15 protein-coding genes are annotated in these 18,153 nt (G+C 63.4%); 6 read left to right on the forward strand and 9 right to left on the reverse strand.

The window, feature by feature from the left end; translation table 11 throughout:
- Positions 1–219: 219 nt before the first annotated feature.
- The gene (locus NE850_RS10245) at positions 220–1,659 is read left to right on the forward strand and encodes an NYN domain-containing protein (RefSeq protein ID WP_310698710.1); all 1,440 of its coding nucleotides are present in this window, start codon (positions 220–222) and stop codon (positions 1,657–1,659) included.
- A gap of 347 nt (positions 1,660–2,006) precedes the next feature.
- Here the strand turns inward: NE850_RS10245 and NE850_RS10250 are convergent, their stop codons facing one another.
- The 7 genes from NE850_RS10250 to xseA form a co-directional block, all read right to left on the reverse strand.
- The gene (locus NE850_RS10250) at positions 2,007–3,776 is read right to left on the reverse strand and encodes a hypothetical protein (RefSeq protein WP_007180591.1); all 1,770 of its coding nucleotides are present in this window, start codon (positions 3,774–3,776) and stop codon (positions 2,007–2,009) included.
- Positions 3,777–4,036: 260 nt separating this feature from the next.
- Positions 4,037–4,594, reverse strand: a complete 558-nt coding sequence (locus NE850_RS10255; protein WP_007180590.1) for a glycine zipper family protein — start codon at positions 4,592–4,594, stop codon at positions 4,037–4,039.
- 318 nt (positions 4,595–4,912) lie between these two features.
- Complete coding sequence (gene katG / locus NE850_RS10260) at positions 4,913–7,174, reverse strand: catalase/peroxidase HPI (protein ID WP_007180589.1); 2,262 nt, start codon at positions 7,172–7,174, stop codon at positions 4,913–4,915.
- Positions 7,175–7,675: 501 nt separating this feature from the next.
- Positions 7,676–8,050 (reverse strand): DUF190 domain-containing protein, encoded by a 375-nt coding sequence (locus NE850_RS10265; protein ID WP_007180588.1) that lies wholly within the window; start codon positions 8,048–8,050, stop codon positions 7,676–7,678.
- Positions 8,051–8,163: 113 nt separating this feature from the next.
- The gene (locus NE850_RS10270; protein WP_405044819.1) at positions 8,164–8,523 is read right to left on the reverse strand and encodes a DUF190 domain-containing protein; all 360 of its coding nucleotides are present in this window, start codon (positions 8,521–8,523) and stop codon (positions 8,164–8,166) included.
- 202 nt (positions 8,524–8,725) lie between these two features.
- A complete protein-coding gene (sodB, locus tag NE850_RS10275) occupies positions 8,726–9,304 on the reverse strand; it encodes a superoxide dismutase [Fe] (protein WP_007180586.1) in 579 nt (192 codons plus the stop codon).
- A gap of 218 nt (positions 9,305–9,522) precedes the next feature.
- Complete coding sequence (gene xseA, locus NE850_RS10280) at positions 9,523–10,902, reverse strand: exodeoxyribonuclease VII large subunit (RefSeq protein WP_310698711.1); 1,380 nt, start codon at positions 10,900–10,902, stop codon at positions 9,523–9,525.
- A gap of 567 nt (positions 10,903–11,469) precedes the next feature.
- On the opposite strand from xseA, the gene lpxK reads away from it, so the two are divergent.
- The 5 genes from lpxK (at position 11,470) to NE850_RS10305 (ending at position 15,550) form a co-directional block, all read left to right on the forward strand.
- Positions 11,470–12,486, forward strand: a complete 1,017-nt coding sequence (lpxK, locus tag NE850_RS10285) for a tetraacyldisaccharide 4'-kinase (protein ID WP_007180584.1) — start codon at positions 11,470–11,472, stop codon at positions 12,484–12,486.
- Positions 12,467–12,670: a Trm112 family protein gene (locus NE850_RS10290; protein ID WP_007180583.1), complete on the forward strand. Its 204-nt coding sequence runs from the start codon at positions 12,467–12,469 to the stop codon at positions 12,668–12,670. The genes lpxK and NE850_RS10290 overlap by 20 nt, the downstream gene beginning before the upstream one ends.
- A gap of 172 nt (positions 12,671–12,842) precedes the next feature.
- A complete protein-coding gene (kdsB, locus tag NE850_RS10295; RefSeq protein WP_007180582.1) occupies positions 12,843–13,643 on the forward strand; it encodes a 3-deoxy-manno-octulosonate cytidylyltransferase in 801 nt (266 codons plus the stop codon).
- A gap of 213 nt (positions 13,644–13,856) precedes the next feature.
- Positions 13,857–14,522: an adenylate kinase gene (gene adk, locus NE850_RS10300; protein WP_007180581.1), complete on the forward strand. Its 666-nt coding sequence runs from the start codon at positions 13,857–13,859 to the stop codon at positions 14,520–14,522.
- A 269-nt stretch (positions 14,523–14,791) separates the two neighbouring features.
- On the forward strand, positions 14,792–15,550 hold the full coding sequence (locus NE850_RS10305) for a 3-hydroxyacyl-CoA dehydrogenase (protein WP_007180580.1): 759 nt from the start codon (positions 14,792–14,794) through the stop codon (positions 15,548–15,550).
- A gap of 112 nt (positions 15,551–15,662) precedes the next feature.
- On the opposite strand, the gene NE850_RS10310 is transcribed toward NE850_RS10305, so the two are convergent.
- Positions 15,663–16,505 (reverse strand): SirB1 family protein, encoded by an 843-nt coding sequence (locus NE850_RS10310; RefSeq protein WP_165186976.1) that lies wholly within the window; start codon positions 16,503–16,505, stop codon positions 15,663–15,665.
- A 5-nt stretch (positions 16,506–16,510) separates the two neighbouring features.
- On the reverse strand, positions 16,511–18,061 hold the full coding sequence (gene murJ, locus NE850_RS10315; protein WP_165186979.1) for a murein biosynthesis integral membrane protein MurJ: 1,551 nt from the start codon (positions 18,059–18,061) through the stop codon (positions 16,511–16,513).
- Positions 18,062–18,153 lie beyond the last annotated feature (92 nt).

Genomic DNA, 18,153 nt, shown 5'->3' on the forward strand with positions numbered 1-18,153 from the left:
ACCGCCGGGCTAGCGTGTCGAATTGTTTCGTCGCAAGGCGCGCCTCGGCGTGAACCGCCCTGAAAAACCGTGGAAAACGTCGCAGAGAGCCGGCGTCATTCCGGGTTCAGGCCGCCTACACCGGCACGCGCGCTGAACACAAAAACTGATCACCTCCGCTGGAATCGCTATCATGGTCGCGATTCGTCGAATTTGACGATCGCTTCAATGGAGATATACATGGCGTCATCCAACGAAACCGTCAGCATGGCGCTGTTCTGCGATTTCGAAAACGTCGCGCTCGGCGTGCGCGACGCGAAATATGACAAGTTCGATATCAAGCTGGTGCTTGAACGGCTGCTGCTCAAGGGCAGCATTGTCGTGAAGAAAGCGTACTGCGACTGGGACCGCTACAAGAGTTTCAAAGGCGCGATGCACGAAGCCAATTTCGAATTGATCGAAATTCCGCACGTGCGCCAGTCGGGCAAGAATTCCGCCGACATCCGGCTCGTGGTCGACGCGCTCGACCTTTGCTACACGAAATCGCACGTCAATACGTTCGTCATCATCAGCGGCGACTCTGACTTTTCGCCGCTGGTGTCGAAGCTGCGCGAGAACGCCAAGCAGGTGATCGGCGTCGGCGTGCAGCAATCCACGTCGGATCTGCTGGTCGCGAACTGCGACGAGTTCTTCTTTTACGATGACCTCGTGCGGGAAAGCCAGCGCACGGTCGCCAAACGCGAGTCGTCGCGTCCGCCCCAGGCCGCCCAGCCGGCGGCCAAACGCGCACCCGACGAAGAGAAAACCCGCAACAAGGAAGATCTCGAAAAACGCCGCACCAAGGCCGTCGAGATCGCGGTGCAAACGTTCGACGCGCTTGCGTCGGAACGCGGCGATAGCGGCAAGATCTGGGCGTCGGTACTGAAGAACGCGATCAAACGCCGCAAGCCGGATTTCAACGAGACGTACTACGGTTTTCGCGCCTTCGGCAATCTGCTGGAAGAAGCTCATGCCCGCGGACTGCTCGAATTCGGCCGCGACGAGAAGTCCGGCGCATATGTCTATCGGAGTTCGGTTGCGAATGCGGCTGGCGAGAACGCGAGCGAGGCCGCCGAGGCTGCCGAGTCGGCGGAACAGTTGTATGAGGCGCAGGTCGCAGAAACGGTGAGCGCCGAGTCGGGCGGCAAGCACGAGTCGCGCCGCCGAGGGCGAGGCAATCGCAAGGCAGGCCGCGGCCAGCAGGAAACCGTTCACGAAGAACGTCATGCTACCGAGCACGGTGGCAGCGCTCAGGCCCAAACGGACAACCTGCACGCGCAAACGCCGAAAAACAGCGAGTTCGTTTTTGAACTGCCGGAAGCGCCGACGGCGTCGCCGGAAACTCTTGCGGCCGAAGTGTCGGGCGGCGTTGACAGCGGAGCCAACGAACCGCATACGGGTGGCAAACAACCCGCGCGCCGTAAAGAACGCGCACCTCGCAAGACGGCTGCGAAAAAAGCAAAGAAAGCTGAGCCGCGAAGCATCGATGATATTCCGGAAATCGCGGCGCCTGCTGAAACGGCGGCGCCCCCTTCTGCCACGGCGGAAGAAGCGTCCGCGCCGGCAAAAAAGGCCGCACGCAAAGCTGCGCCGCGCAGTCGTCGTCCGCGCAAGACCGCTGCCACGGGTGACGTGCAGTAAGCGTCGCACGTCAGCGCGGCGGCCGGTGTCGCTGCCTGCCTGGCATCGCTGCCCCAGCGTCGCGGCCTCGGCATCGCGGCCCGGCGTTTAATGTGCGCCCGGCGGCAAAAGAATGCGCCCGCTCCCTGCGAGCGGAACGCTTCCCGCACTGAGCAATGCATTACGACGCGCGTGAACCCAGCGTGAAACAGAAAGCCCCTGTATCCGGAAAACCGGACACAGGGGCTTCTTTTCACACGCGATCCGAACCGTCGCAGGCTAACCGCCAACACTACGTCCCACCGCCTACGCGAACACGCTCAGCAACAACCGCATCCCGCCAAACGCAATACAAAAACCTCTTCCACTCACAGCAACCCAAACACCGCCACACCATTGGTAGCGCCGACATACACCTTGCCGCGCGCGATCATCGGCGTGATGAATTTGTTGCCCGCGCCCCATTGATCGCGCGTGCCGGCCTGGTTGCTGTTGTACAACTCGATGGCGAGATTGCCTGCGTTGTACGCGTGCAAAGCGCCGGTCGTGCCGTTTTCCGCCGCCCAGACAATGCCGTTGCTCGCGCCGTTCGCCGACACAGCCGGCGTCGCCCCCGGATACGCAAAAGTGGTCGGACTCCTCGATGCGGCAGTGGTCGCGAGCAACGCCCCCGAGACTGGCAGCGCCTTCAGGTTGTCGTTCAGGCCGCCGTAGTAAACCACGCCGTTGTAGTAAGCCGGCGATCCCCAGATGCCGCCCGCCAGCGTGCCGATCAACTCCTGCCAGATGTTGTTGGCGGCCGGGCTGAATTTTCCCATCGAATCACGATCGACGACGTAGATATGGTTGTCCTTGCCGGCCGCCACCGCGAGATGCTTGACAACGCCGCCCGCGGTCGTCTGGTCCGGCAGCACCATCGCGCCGCCCGAGCCAAAATCGTTGTCCGTGCCCGCTTCCTCGACGACGTTGGACATCGCGAAGTAATCGGTAACCTGCAGGTTGCCCACGGAGAGCTTCATCATCGAGTTGCCGAAGTCGCCATCGACAGGAAAGCCCTGTGCATTCAGCGTGGTGCCGAACGTGCCGTTGCCATCCACCACGTAGAGCGAGGTGCCGTCCGATGCCATGCCCGAGCCGGCCATCCAGATCGAGCCCTGACTGCCGTTCGGCGTGATGTTGAGCACACTGGTCTGTTTCAGCGTGTCGGCGCTATAGGCCATCAGCCAGCCCGTGTACGCGCCCGACATGCAGTGCGCGGTCCAGCCCATGTAGATGTTGCCGCCAACCAGCGTGAGTGCCGCGCGCTCCGTATGCAGCGACGGGTTGAAGGTAATCACACCGTTCACGCTGCCCGCGCCGTTGCCCGGGTACGTTGCCGCAATTTCCGTCGGACCGCCCAGTACTTCGGCGCCGGTCGCGAGGTCAAGCGCATGCAGCCGGTGATGGTAGCCGCCACTCCCGTCTTTCGTCATGGCCACGGCGTACAGCACGCCATTCGTGCCGCGATTGCGGTCGATCACCGGCGTCGACGTAATGCCGATCTCCGGCGTGATGTCCTGGCAACCGTGGTCGTCGCTGGGCGTTTCACCGCTCCCGATCAACGAGACCTTCCACAGTTGCGCGAACGACGTCGCGTCGTAGGCGTAGACGCTATCGTGTTCGGTGACCACGTACACCACATCGTGCGACGTACCGCCGATCGCCAGACTGGTGACGAAAAGCGGTTCTCCGTCGACCTTGCCGTCCGCGGCAAGAAACGCGACTTTGCCGAAGCTGGCCGAATTGACGTTGGCCGGCGTGAGGGTCGTCTCGGCGAGCATCTGACCGGTACGGCCGATATCGTTGTGATGCATGAGGACGTCGGTGGCGTAGGCTGTACCCGCCGTACCGGTCGATCCAGTGCCGGTGCTGCCCATTCCCGAACCGGTCCCGGCGCCACTGCCCGTGCCGCCCGAGCCTGAGCCCGAACCGCCCGCGGTGCCGCTCCCGCCAGCCGCGCCCGACGCCACGACGGGCGCGCCACCACCCCCGCCGCACGACACGAAACAGGAGGCGACGGCGATTAACGCCGCCACCGTACCCCGGCGGGACCATACACCCAGCCCGGACGTCTCAACGCCAGCTTGCGAGATTCGCATTTTCGCCTCGTCTCATGAACGATGCGACGGTCAACTCCGCACAACGAACGGTGCGCGTCGTGAATCACGTCGCGTGCCGCAAGAGAGGAGTTCGCCACGTGCGTCTTCCGATCGCTGGATGCGCTGGTCGCCCTTACGGATGATTAACCGTACGCTGTTTGCAAAGGCGTTTGCCGCCATCGTTTCGCCTCCCTCCGCCATACGTGGCAATACTTGAGGACGACGCGGCCTCGCTACAGCAGGCGTTCGATCGAACTCGATCAGTAGTACGGATAAGGGGCATAGATTACCGGCGGCGGCCCGTAGTAACGAGGCGGCGGCGCAACATATACCGGCTGCGGCGCGTAGACCGGCATCTGCGGCTGCGAGATCGTATTGCCCTTCGACGTCATGCATTGCGCGTACGCTGCGTCGTATCGCGCCTGCATGCTGTTGGCCGAATACTGCGCGCCGTTTGCGCCGGCCGCGCCGCCGAGCAGCAAGCCGCTGCCCGCGCCAATCGCAGCACCCGCGCCGGCATTGCCCGCCGCCGCCCCGATGAGCGCGCCGACAGCGGCACCGCCCAGCGTGCCGACGGCCGCGCTATTGACGCTGTTCGTAGTCGAACTCTGCGCGGCACCGGCCGCGTCCGACGCACGGTAGGCGTAATCGCGGCAGGAGTAGTCGTCCTGCTGGAACTGATTGAGCGGCTCGCCGCTGCGCGGCAGCGCAACAATGGAAGGACCGCTCGGCGGCACGACTGCGCAGCCGCCAAGGAGCGCCAGTGCGAGCGCGCCTGCCGGCAGGGCGACGCGTGTCGATTTGAGACTTGAGATCATAGGGGCGCACGTTTCTTCATGGGAGAAACATACGTTAGGCCAATTTGCGTGCGGCTTGTTTACGAGATAGTTACCGTATTTTTTCTTTATCTATCCGGACACGCCGCCGACGGGCTGAAAGCACGTGGTGAGCATGGACGCGGTTACCAACTGTGACAAAGAGTCATCCGTCGCAGAACGCCCGATAAAGACGCGCCCGGCCGGTCCGGTTCCGCAAAAACCAAAGCCTTTGCGACCGGGACCACGTCATCGATCTGAGTCGGCAGACGCTTTGCGAGGCCCCGCCAGGAACATGCTCCGGCGGGGCTCCTCGACCAGTCAGGCAATCTCGAACCGGTCCAGATCCATCACTTTGGCCCAGGCTGCAACGAAGTCGCGGACGAATTTCTCCTGCGCGTCCTCGCTTGCATAGACTTCGCATAAAGCCCTGAGCTGAGCATGCGACCCAAAGACCAGATCGACACGCGTGCCCGTCCATTTGAGCTCGCCGCTCTTGCGATCTCGCCCCTCGAACACGTCCCTGGCCAGCGACAGCGGCTTCCATTCCGTGCCCATGTCGAGCAGGTTACGGAAGAAGTCATTGGACAGCGTCTCCGGCCGGTGCGTGAATACACCGTGCGAATCCTGCCCTGCGTGAACGTTCAAGGCGCGCAAGCCGCCGATCAGCACCGTCATCTCCGGCGCCGTCAGCGTCAGCAATTGCGCCTTGTCGATCAGCAAGGCCTCCGCCGGAGCGCGATACTTGCCCTGGAGGTAGTTGCGGAAGCCATCGGCGAGCGGTTCGAGCGCCGCGACGGATTGCACGTCGGTCTGCTCCTGCGAGGCATCCATGCGGCCCGGCGAGAAAGGCACGCTCACCTGCTGGCCGGCGCTCTTTGCCGCCTGTTCGATAGCGGCGGCGCCACCCAGCACGATCAGGTCGGCCAGCGAAATCTTCTTGCCACCAGACTGCGAGCCGTTGAACTCGCTCTGAATACCTTCGAGGACTTTCAGCACCTTCGCCAGTTGCTCAGGCTGATTGACTGGCCAGTCTTTCTGCGGCGCGAGGCGAATGCGCGCACCGTTGGCGCCGCCGCGCTTGTCCGAGCCGCGGAAAGTGGAAGCCGAAGCCCACGCCGTCGACACCAGCTGCGAGACTGACAGCCCCGACGCCAGAATCTTCTGCTTGAGCGAGGCGATATCCTGCCCGTTCACCAGCGGATGGTCGAGCGCCGGAATCGGGTCCTGCCAGATCAGTTCTTCGGCCGGCACTTCCGGGCCGAGATAGCGGGTGCGCGGTCCCATGTCGCGGTGGGTCAGCTTGAACCAGGCGCGGGAGAAGGCATCGGCAAGCTCGTCCGGATTCTCCAGAAACCGCCGCGAAATCTTCTCGTAGACGGGATCGAAGCGCAGCGAGAGGTCGGTGGTGAGCATGGTCGGCCGCAGCTTCTTCGAGGGGTCGTGAGCGTGCGGGATCGTTTCGCCGGCGTCCTTGGCAACCCACTGATGCGCGCCTGCGGGGCTCTTGGTCAGCTCCCATTCGTACTTGAACAGGTTTTCGAAGAAGCCATTGCCCCACTTCGTGGGCGTGGTGGTCCAGGTGACTTCCAGACCGCTCGTGATCGTGTCGCCGCCCTTGCCGGTGCCGAAGCTGTTCTTCCAGCCCAGCCCCTGGTTCTCGAGATCGGCCGCCTCGGGTTCGGGGCCGACGTTGTCGGCGGGACCGGCGCCGTGCGTCTTGCCGAAGGTGTGACCACCGGCGATCAGCGCGACAGTCTCTTCGTCGTTCATGGCCATGCGAGCGAAGGTTTCGCGAATGTCGTGCGCCGCGGCGAGCGGGTCCGGATTGCCGTCGGGGCCTTCCGGGTTGACATAGATGAGGCCCATCTGCACGGCGCCCAGCGGATTTTCGAGGTTTCGCCCGCTGTTGTCGCGGCTCACCTCTTCGCCGTGTTTTTCTTCGTCGGCGACGATCACGCCACCGTCGTCGTTATCGCCGGCCGCGCCTTTGCCGTAGCGGACGTCGCCGCCCAGCCAGGTCTTCTCGTTGCCCCAGTAGACGTCCAGATCCGGCTCCCACGTGTCCTCCCGGCCGCCCGCGAAACCGAAGGTCTTAAAGCCCATGGTTTCGAGCGCGACGTTACCCGTGAGAATCAACAGGTCGGCCCAGGAAATCTTCTGGCCGTACTTTTGCTTGATCGGCCAGAGCAGGCGGCGCGCCTTGTCCAGGCTGACGTTGTCCGGCCAACTGTTGAGCGGCGCAAACCGTTGCTGACCGCGCCCAGCGCCGCCGCGGCCGTCGCCGATGCGATACGTGCCGGCGCTGTGCCAGGCCATGCGGATGAACAGCGGCCCGTAGTGGCCGAAGTCCGCGGGCCACCAGTCCTGCGAGTCGGTCATCAGAGCGGCCAGGTCTTTCTTCACGGCAGCCAGATCGAGGCTCCTGAACGCCTCGGCATAGTTGAAGCTGCCATCCATCGGGTTGGACTTGCCGGAGTGCTGGCTGAGCAGATCCAGTCGCAACTGCTTCGGCCACCAGTCACGGTTCGTGGTGCCGCTGCCGGCGGCATGGTTGAACGGACACTTTGCTTCGCTTGACATGCGATACCTCCTTGGGGAGACGTACACTTGGGTGTTCTACTGTGGCGTCAGACTTCCGGACGCATCGGCCATCCGGCGCCGGTGGGCCTGTCTGAAAACCTCGTGGTGCACGCTTTCTGGTGTGCCGCTGCCGATCACCCGACGCACATAATCGTGCTGCGACGCGGGATGTTCGTAGCGGGAATTGGACGAGAATGGCTCACCTCTTCAGACCTGCTGCGATCTGAAATATACGTGAGAGTCTCTCGCAATAGAAAGCGGTTCTTGCAATGTCATCGATAGGTCGTGACTATAACTTGGCCGTCGGAAAATCGCTTGCTCGGTGCCGGGAGAGCGCCGTTGTGATCGACGCGAAGAGTGGGTAGAAGTTCGACAATCACGCACGCCCTGGCGAGCGAATGCAGATAGTCAACCGCGTGGATTGACGCAAGGCAACTGGCCCGGGTTATTTACTTAGGTATCCGATGGTTTTTCGATGTGCAGGCGCATGCAAGGCCCATGTCACTCCTCATCCGTCGATCGGCCGAACAGCGAAAAAAGCTTCGACGGTTTATGCGGAACGTCTTCGCCGATGACACCGAACTCGACCGGCAAACGCATGTAGAAAACGTGCACGTTTTCGGCGCGCACCAGATCGAGAAGCTGCTCCGCTTCGGTTTCGGTCACGGCAAGAATGATCTGCACCGGCTGATCGTCGAGTTTGAGCATGCGGGCCGCGTGACGCGAACCGGCGTGGCCGATGCCTTCGGCGCAATTGATGACGGTCGCGCCGCTGATCCCGAGCCGCCGGACCTCGTGCAGCAGCCATTCGCACACGGTTTGATGGCCGTGCTTCCTGTTCTGCTCTGTATAGAACGTCAGTTGATAGCCGTTCATCGTATATCTCCGCCGCCCGACGCCGGGCCGCACCCCATCGCCTGATTCATTCTAGCCCATGACCCACGAGACAGATGCGCGAGCGTAGCATCCCGGCACCGGCGCGGCCCACGCTACTCACCGCCCTCTTCCGCGCTTGCGCCAAGCACTTCGTATTCGACAGGACAGCGCGTGTAGAAGAGCTGAACGCCGCCGTGCCGGAGAGTATCGAGCAGCGCGTCGATGCGTTCATCTTCCGCCGCCACCGTGACGACGACGGGCTGGTCGACCAGTTCAAAAAACCGCGCCGCATGGTACTTGCCATGCGCGTCGATGCTTTCGCTCACCTCGATCACCGTGGCGCCCTCGATGCCGGCTTCCTTCGTCTTCTCCAGAATCCAGTCGATGACGGTCATGTGACTCTTGCGGTGACTCTGATTGGCTGCAAACAACGTCAATTGACTGCCTTTCATGAGGAACTCCGATCGGTCCATGAAGAATGCGCGAGTGGTCTGCGCGCAGCATGCCGGGCCTGCCTGGCAAACTCATACTAACCCCCGGGCAAAACGCTCGCTCGAATGTTGCCCGATGCGAAAGGCAGGCACAAAAAAGCCCTCGCGCGGAGGGCTTTCATCCAGGCTACGGCTTGCAAAGTTTATTGCGGGAGACTGCGTTCGCCTTTGCGCAACCGCAAACTCACGCGAAGTTCTTCGACGCGAATTCCCAGTTGACGATATTCCAGTACGCTTCGACGAACTTCGGACGCGCATTGCGGTAATCGATGTAGTAAGCGTGCTCCCATACGTCGATCGTCAGCAGTGCCTTGGCGTCGGTGGTCAGCGGCGTGGCGGCGTTGCTGGTCGACACCAGGTCGAGCGAACCGTCGGGCTTCTTCACGAGCCATGCCCAACCCGAGCCGAACGTGCCGACTGCGGTCTTGGCGAATTCTTCCTTGAACTTGTCGAACGAACCCCACTTGGCGTTGATCGCGTCAGCGAGTGCGCCGCTCGGAGCACCGCCACCTTGCGGCGACAGGCTGTTCCAGAAGAACGTGTGGTTCCACACTTGAGCCGCGTTGTTGAACACACCGCCCGATGCCTTCTTGACGATTTCCTCCAGCGACAGATTTTCGAACTCCGTGCCCTTGATCAGATTGTTCAGGTTAGTCACATAGGTCTGGTGATGCTTGCCGTAGTGAAACTCGAGCGTCTCTTCCGACATGTGCGGAACGAGTGCGTTTTTCGCGAACGGCAGCGGTGGGAGCGTATGTTCCATGGTGCTTTCCTTCTCAGTATCTGTTGTGGGGGGAGTCTGCGGATAACGCTATAGAGCACTCGATTGTAGGCGACTTGGAATAACCCCGCAAACCAACGGACTTTATGTCCGGCATCGGCAAACATGCTGCACACATAGCGTAATTAATGCATTCGCACACCGTGTGCCAGGGCACTGCAAGCGTCAAAAGTACTGGCGCCCGCCCCGTGGGGGAAGTGTCAGAATCCGTCGGTCAGGCGCGGCTGCACATCCGCGAGCGCGATGTCCGCGGCGCCTTCCGCGAGATGCACCGTAAGGCGCCGCCCGGGTTTCAACGACGACGGCGCACGCACCGCGCGCCCGCTCTGCGCATCGAGCACCGCCGCATAACCACGCTCGAGCGTGCGCTGCGGGCTCAGCACTTCGAGACGCGCGGCAAGCGTGTCGATGCGCGCGGTCTGACGTTCATGCTGGCGTAACAAAGCCATGTCCAGACGCTGCGCGAGATTGCCGAGCTTCGCCTGATGCCCGGCGAGATCAGGGCGCCAACGTTGCCAGCGCATCTGTAGCAGCGAAAACCGCGCTCTTGCATCACGTACCGGGCGCGTGCCCGCCGACGCGAGCCGCACGCTCAGTTGCTGCAAATGAGTGCGTTGCCGCGCGAGACGCTCAGCCGGCGACACCAGCCTGCGCGCGAGCCAGTCGAGTTGCTGCGCGCGCCGCTCCATCATGCGGCCGAAACCGCGTGCGAGTGTCGCGTGGCGATGGTCGAGCTCGCGCAACAGCAGCACGCGCTGCGGACTCACCAGTTCGGCGGCGCCGGTGGGCGTCGGCGCGCGCACATCGGCGGCGAAATCGGCGATCGTGAAATCGGTTTCGTGACCCACGCCGCTCACCACCGGAATGGCGCTTTCGGCGATCGCGCGCGCCAGCACTTCTTCGTTGAACGCCCACAGGTCTTCGATCGAGCCGCCGCCACGGCAGACGATCAGCACGTCGACTTCGCGCCTTGCGTTGGCGGCATCGACCATCGCGGCGAGCTTCGCGCTCACGCCTGCGCCCTGCACCGGCGCCGGATAGACGATCACCGGAATGTGCGGCGCGCGGCGCGACAGCGTGGTCAGGACATCGCGCAAGGCGGCGGCCTGCAAGGACGTCACGATGCCGACTGCTCGCGGATGCGACGGCAACGGGCGCTTTCGTTCGGCGGCAAAGAGACCCTCGGCTTCGAGCTGCGCTTTCAGCCGCAGGAACGCTTCATAGAGACGCCCCTGCCCTGTGCGCCGCACCGCCTCGACATTCAGTTGCAGCTCGCCGCGCGGCTCGTACATTGTCACCAAGGCGCGCACTTCAATGCGATCGCCTTCGCGCGGCGTGAATTCGGCGTATTGCGCTCGCCCGCGGAACATCACGCAGCGCATCTGCGCCTGCGCGTCCTTGATCGAGAAATACCAGTGGCCGCTCGCGGCGCGCGTGAAGTTCGACACTTCGCCGGCAACCCAGACCAGCGGGAACGAGCGTTCGAGCATCGTGCCGATTGCGCGATTGAGCGCCGAGACGGGGACGACGACTTCGCCGCCGGGCGCGGCCGACGAGAAAAAAGGGCTTTCGGGATTCATGCGAGGAATATGTGTGGCTGGCCGGACAGACGATAGACCGAGCGGCCATCGGCGTCCAGCGCGGCACTCGAATTGTTAAAAGTGTCCACATGGCGGGACCGAGCGGACGAAACCCGCCGGATTGCCCGCGCGGCCGCATGAATCGAAAGCATGTCTTTGATTTATATGGAGTTTATATCTCACTAAAGAGAATGATTGCCGATACCGGGCGCGCGGACCGGCCTTCTCCGCCCGTCCGATGGCAGGTTCTCCACAAAGTTATCCACAGGCCGTGGGCAACGCCGCTACTGCCGTTCCGGCGCGCGACGCACGGTTCGCGACTTGCCGGGCGGGACGCACGCGCGCTAGAGTGGCGGGTTCGACGGCATGCCGGATGGTGCGTAGCACCCGGCATCGCGGCACCTGCGCACGCGCGTCCGGTGCGGCACCTGTTTCACCTTTTGCCTCATTTTCGACAGTCCGGAGAACCGCGTTGATGCTTGCCCCGCGTATTGCGCCTAGCTCCTTCATGCCGCCGTGCCGGCGCTTTCCGGCGAGCGGCGTGCCGCTCGTCCGAGCAATCTGCCCATGAGCGAAATCAGCAACCGTCTCGAAGCGCGCCTTGCGCGCGAATGGCAACAACGCGGCCCGCTTGCATGGGCGCTGACACCGTTCGCCTGCGTGTTCGGCGCGATCGCCGCCGCGCGGCGCGCCGCCTTTTCGTTCGGCTGGTTGAAGTCGGTGCGCGTCGGCGTGCCCGTGGTGGTGGTCGGCAATGTGACGGTCGGCGGCACGGGAAAAACGCCGACCGTGATCGCGCTGGTCGAAGCGTTACGTGTCGCGGGCTTCCACCCCGGCGTGGTGTCGCGTGGCTACGGCGCGCGCGTGACGACGCCGACGCCGATCACGCCCGCATCGGCGGCGAGTGCGGGCGGCGACGAGCCGCTGCTGATCGCCCGCCGCACCGGCGCGCCGGTCTGGGTCTGCCCGGATCGCGTGGCCGCCGCGCAGGCACTGTGCGCCGCGCACCGCGATGTCGACGTGATCGTGAGCGACGACGGCTTGCAGCACTACCGGCTCCAGCGCGATGCCGAACTGGTCGTGTTCGATCACCGGCTCGGCGGCAACGGTTTTCTGCTGCCCGCCGGACCGCTGCGCGAGCCGCTGTCGCGCCGCCGCGACGCCACGCTCATCAATGATCCTTACGCACGCACGCTGCCCGCGTGGCCGAACACCTTCGCGTTGCAACTCGCGCCCGGCGACGCGTGGCATCTGGACAATCCCGCGTTGCGCCGTCCGCTCGCGCAGTTCAGTGGCGATCGCGTGCTGGCCGCGGCCGGCATCGGCGCGCCGGAACGCTTTTTCGCCACGCTGCGCGCCGCCGGCCTGACGCCGGCCACCCGCGCCCTGCCGGATCACTACGCGTTCGAGCGCAATCCGTTTACCGACGTGGACGCCGACACCATCCTGATAACAGAAAAGGATGCGGTAAAATTAGGGTCCTGGCACGACGCGCGCATCTGGATAGTCCCGGTTGAAGCCGCGCTCGATCATCGCCTCATTGCATTAGTTGTGGAGAAAGTCCGTGGACGCTCGCCTGCTTGAAATTCTCGTCTGCCCGATCTGCAAGGGCCCGCTCAGCTACGACCGCGCCGCGCAGGAACTGATCTGCAATGCGGACAAACTCGCCTATCCGATCCGCGACGGCATTCCCGTCATGCTCGTCGACGAGGCGCGGCAGACCGTGGAAGGCACGCCGGTCGATCTGAATCCGGGCTCCGTAGCTTAGGTTCGGCTCGCTCGCGCAGGGCGGCCGCCATGCGTGGTGTCCCGCATGTTGCGATCCGCCTGCGCCGTCTTTCCGGTCCGCCCCGCTGTCACGGCTACCGTGTATGCGCTGCCGCCTTCCTCCGGTTTCATCGCCGCCCGCTTTTCCGCCCGTCTTTGCGCCTGTCTTGCCGATGACCCACGCCAACACCACCACTCCTCCGTTCATCGCCGTCGTGCCGGCTCGCCTCGCGTCGACGCGTCTGCCCAACAAGCCGCTCGCCGACATCGGCGGCAAGCCGATGGTGGTGCGGGTCGCCGAACGCGCGCGCGAATCGGGCGCGCAGCAGGTGCTGGTCGCCTCGGACGCGCAGGCGGTGCTCGACGCCGCCCGCGATCACGGCTTCGAAGCCGTGTTGACGCGCGCGGACCATCCGTCCGGCACGGACCGTCTCGCGGAAGTCGCGGCGCAATTCGGCTGGAGCGACGACACGATCGTGGTCAACGTGCAGGGCGACGAGCCACTCATCGATCCGGCGCTCGTGTGCGGCGTCGCGTCGCACCTCGCGGCGAGCAGCGGTTGCGCGATCGCCACCGCAGCCCATCCGATCACCGACCCCGCCGAGATTTTCAATCCGAACGTCGTCAAGGTCGTGCTCGATGCGCGCGGCGTCGCGCTGTACTTCTCGCGCGCGCCGATACCGTGGGCACGCGACGCTTATCAGCCGCACTGGCCCAATGTCGCAGCGATGCCCACGCCTCCCGCGCCCGCGGTGGTCCACCGGCATATCGGCCTGTACGCGTATCGCGCGCAATTCCTGCGCACTTACCCAAGTCTCGCGATCTCGCCGATCGAACAGGTCGAAGCGCTCGAACAACTGCGCGCGATGTGGCACGGCGAACGGATCGCGGTACTCGTCACCCATGACGTGCCCCTGCCCGGCGTCGACACGCCCGCCGATCTCGCACGCGTGCAGGCTTTATTCGGGTCTTGAGCGGAAAAACCCGTGGCATAATCGGACGGTTGTGCGCGCCTCCCGAGACAAGCGAAAGTCAGGGTTTGCCCCGGTCGCGCCGTTGCGGTCCTGCAGCGCCGTCCAGTCGACGTGCAGCGCGAGACTCGTACCGGCAGCCGACGCGGAGCCTTCGACGCATCGTGGGACGGCTGCTGCGCCACCAAAGAATTCACATAGATCTGGAGATATCACATGCGTTTGATCCTTTTGGGTGCGCCCGGCGCGGGTAAGGGTACTCAGGCCACCTTCATCAAGGAAAAGTTCGGCATTCCGCAAATTTCCACCGGTGACATGCTGCGCGCAGCCGTCAAGGCAGGCACGCCGCTCGGCCTTGAAGCCAAGCGCTTCATGGACGCTGGTGAACTGGTCACGGACGAACTGATCATCAATCTGGTGAAAGAACGTCTGCAGCAGCCGGACTGCGCGAACGGTTATCTGTTCGACGGTTTTCCGCGCACCATTCCGCAAGCCGAGGCGATGAAGCAGGCCGGCGTCGCGATCGACTATGTGCTGGAAATCGACGTGCCGTTCGAGGAGATCATCGTGCGCATGAGCGGCCGCCGCTCGCACGCCGCGTCGGGCCGTACGTACCACGTCAAGTTCAATCCGCCGAAGGTCGAAGGCGTGGACGACGTGACCGGCGAACCGCTGATCCAGCGCGACGACGACAAGGAAGAAACGGTCAAGAAGCGTCTGGAAGTGTATGAGGCGCAGACCAAGCCGTTGATCGAGTACTACACCAACTGGGCGAAGAACGGCGATTCGTCGACCCCGCTGAAGGCACCGCAGTATCGCCGCATTTCGGGCCTCGGCAGCGTCGATGAAATTCGTGAACGTGCGTTTGAGGCGTTGAAGTAAGCTCGCTTCGCCCTGTGTTTGCCTCAGTGAAACCCGCCCTTGTCGGCGGGTTTTTTATTGCATCTCGCCGCGTGGATACGGCGTAGCTTGCTTCCCCGCTACGCCTTGAATTAGTTAGCCATCCATAACTGTCTGCTTTCGCGGCGCACGAATCGGGCGCCTTCAGGCAGCCGCCCGCAGCGCTTTCCGCGTTGCAGCATAGTCGTTACAATCGATCATCGAAAAAATATTCGATCCGGACATTAGTGAACCGTAGCAAAGGAGAAGACATGGAGATTCGTGACAATGTATTCCTGATCACCGGCGGTGCATCAGGTCTCGGCGCGGCCACGGCGCGCCTTCTCGTCGAAAACGGCGGCAAGGTGGTGCTCGCCGACCTGAATGTGGATGCCGGCGAAGCGCTCGCGAAAGAACTCGGCGGCGTGTTCGTCAAATGCGACGTCAGCCGCGAAGACGACGCCACTCAGGCCGTCGAAGCCGCCACCAGGCTCGGCACGCTGCGCGGTCTCGTCAATTGCGCGGGCGTTGCGCCCGCCATCAAAACGGTCGGCAAGGACGGCCCGCATCCGCTCGACTCTTTCACGCGCACCATTTCGATCAATCTGATCGGCACCTTCAACATGATCCGGCTCGCTGCCGCGGCCATGTCGAAGAACGAGCCGAATGCAAATGGCGAGCGCGGCGTGATCATCAATACGGCGTCCGTGGCGGCGTATGACGGCCAGATCGGCCAGGCGGCTTACGCGGCATCCAAGAGCGGCGTGGTCGGCATGACGCTGCCTATCGCACGTGACTTGTCGCGCAACGCGATCCGCGTGATGACCATTGCCCCGGGCATTTTCGAAACGCCCATGCTGCTCGGCATGCCGCAGGAAGTGCAGGACGCGCTCGGCGCGATGGTGCCGTTCCCACCGCGTCTCGGCAAACCGGCGGAGTACGCGATGCTGGCCAAGCAGATCTTCGACAACCCGATGCTCAACGGCGAAGTGATCCGTCTGGACGGCGCGATCCGCATGCAGCCGAAGTGACCATCATGCAGGCTGCTGCCTGATACGGGGCGCCAATAAAAAACGCCTGCACATGAATATGTGCAGGCGTTTTCTGTTTGAGCCGTTCTTTCTGACAGGCGTTGCACGGCGGCTAGTCGCGGTCGTTGTGTTGAGTACGCTGACGCAATTCATGCAGTTGCGACTCCACTACGGTCGCGTCTTCGGCATCCGGCTGGTCGCCGAGATAGCGCTCCAGGTCTTCGAGCGCGGGCCGCAGGTAATCGAGCCGCGCATAAGCGAAGCCGCGATCGCGCACTTCTTCGATACTCTCCGGCAGCAGGATCACGAGACGCTGCTGCACTGCCAGCAGGCGCTGCCAGCGTTCCGTCTGAAGATAGGTGGACTTCAGATTGCGCAGCATACGCGCGATGATCTCGCGGCGCGTGGCCGGCTGCAGCAGCATGCGCAGCGCCCTGCTCACCGATTCCCCAGCCGACGCCACATACGGTTCCAGCATCTCCACCATCTCCGACTCGGACAACGAGTGTCCGCTGGTCGGATCGAGCATCACGTCGCCGTCGGGCGTTGTCACGCGCAGCAGGAAGTGGCCGGGAAACGACACGCCGCGCGCCGGAATACCGATCTGCTCGGCCATCTCCAGATACAGCACCGCCAGCGAAATCGGAACGCCGCGGCGGCGCTTGAGCACCGCGTTCAGATGACTGTTGTCGGGGTCGTAATAATCGTTCAGATTGCTGGCGAAACCGAGCTCACGGAAGAAGAACCGGTTCAGTATGCCGACCTTCTGCTTGATGTCGGCGTCGTCCGGCATGCGCCGCTGCAGGCGCACCACCAACTCGTCGATCTCGGCGAGCGTGCCTTGCAGATCGAGATCGGGGTAAGCGTCCTGCGCGAGCGAGAGCGCCGCCTCGGTCAGCGGAAGACTGTCGTCTTCCGCGACCAGCGTGCTGAAATAGTCGAGAACTCGCGTCATCGTGATCACTTCGCTCGCCTTTTGAAATACGCGTACTTGAAGCCCATCAGCCAAAGCATACCGAAATATAGCGCGGCGAACAGAACGAGGCACGCGGCGAGCAACACCATGCGGTCGACCGGCCGGCTGTGCATGCCGATCCAGTCGAAGCTGATCGCCAGCCAATGCATGGTGCCGGCCAGCACCAGACAGGCGCCGAACAACTGCACGAAGAATTTGAGCCAGCCGCTCGACGGCGTATAAATGCCGCGCTTGCGCAGACCGAGAAACAGCAGCAGCGCATTGCCGCAAGCGCCAAGCCCCACACTCAGCGTCAAACCCGCGTGCGCGAAAATCGGCACGAACACATAGTTGCTCAACTGCGTGAGGATCAGCACGACGACACCGATCTTCACCGGCGTCTTGATGTCCTGTTTGGCGTAGAAACCTGGCGCAAGGATCTTGATGAGAATCAGGCCGATCAGCCCCACGCCATAAGCCGCCAGCGCGCGGGCGACCATCACCACCGAGTTGCCGTCGAACTTGCCGTAGTTGAACAGCGTGGCGGTCAGCGGCTGCGCGAAGAAAAACAGCGCGACGGCGCTCGGCGCGGCGAGCAGGAAGGTGACACGCAAGCCCCAGTCGAGCAGCGACGAATACTCGAGCGGATCGGCGTCGACGTGGGCCTTGGAGAGGCTCGGCAGCAGGATCGTGCCGAGCGCGACGCCCAGCAGCGCGGTCGGAAACTCCATCAGCCGGTCGGCGTAGTTGATCCAGGACACGGCCCCCGGGCCGATCCGCGACGCGATATTCGTGTTGATGATCAGGCTGATCTGCGCGACCGAGACGGCGAACATCGCGGGTACCATCTTGGACAGCACGCGCTTCACGCCGCGATGCGCGAGCGCCTTCACCGGGTTCAGGCCGATGCGCGGAATCATGTCGATCTTCTTCAGACCCGGCAGTTGCACCAGGAACTGCAGCACGCCGCCCGCGATCACCGCCCAGGCGAGCGCATAGACCGGCGTTTGCAGGCGCGGCGCAACGAACACCGCGGCGACGATGAACGCGACGTTCAGCAGAACCGGCGCGAACGCGGGCAACGAGAAGTTCTTGTACGTATTCAGTACGCCCGACGCCAGCGACGTCAGCGAAATGAAAATGATGTACGGGAACATGATGCGCGTCATGGTGACCGCGAGCGCATACGCCTGACCCTCATGCGCAAGGCCCGAGGCAACGACGAACACCACGCCCGAGGCGCCCACTACGCCGATCAGCGAGAGGACCGCGAGCGCCCAGGCGAGCACTGTCGACGTGGCGTCGACCAGTGCCTTGGTGGCGTCGTGGCCTTGCTGGTTCTTGAACTCGGCGAGAATCGGCACGAAGGCCTGCGAGAACGCGCCTTCGGCAGAGATGCGGCGCAGCAGGTTCGGAATGCGGAAGGCGACGTAAAACGCGTCAGTGTATTGACTGGCACCGAACGCGCGTGCGATCAGCGTTTCGCGGGCCAGTCCGGTCACGCGCGACAGCAGCGTGAAGCCGCTGACCGTCAGCAGGGCTCGGAATAGATTCATGGGGCGCTTATTATACGGGTGCCGCAAGTGCGGACGACGAGCCGGAACGCGATTCGGACCGATTTGCCGCGCAGACGTTCGATACGACAGGC

It is taken from the genome of Paraburkholderia sp. USG1, assembly GCF_031570135.1.
GTDB lineage: Bacteria > Pseudomonadota > Gammaproteobacteria > Burkholderiales > Burkholderiaceae > Paraburkholderia > Paraburkholderia dioscoreae.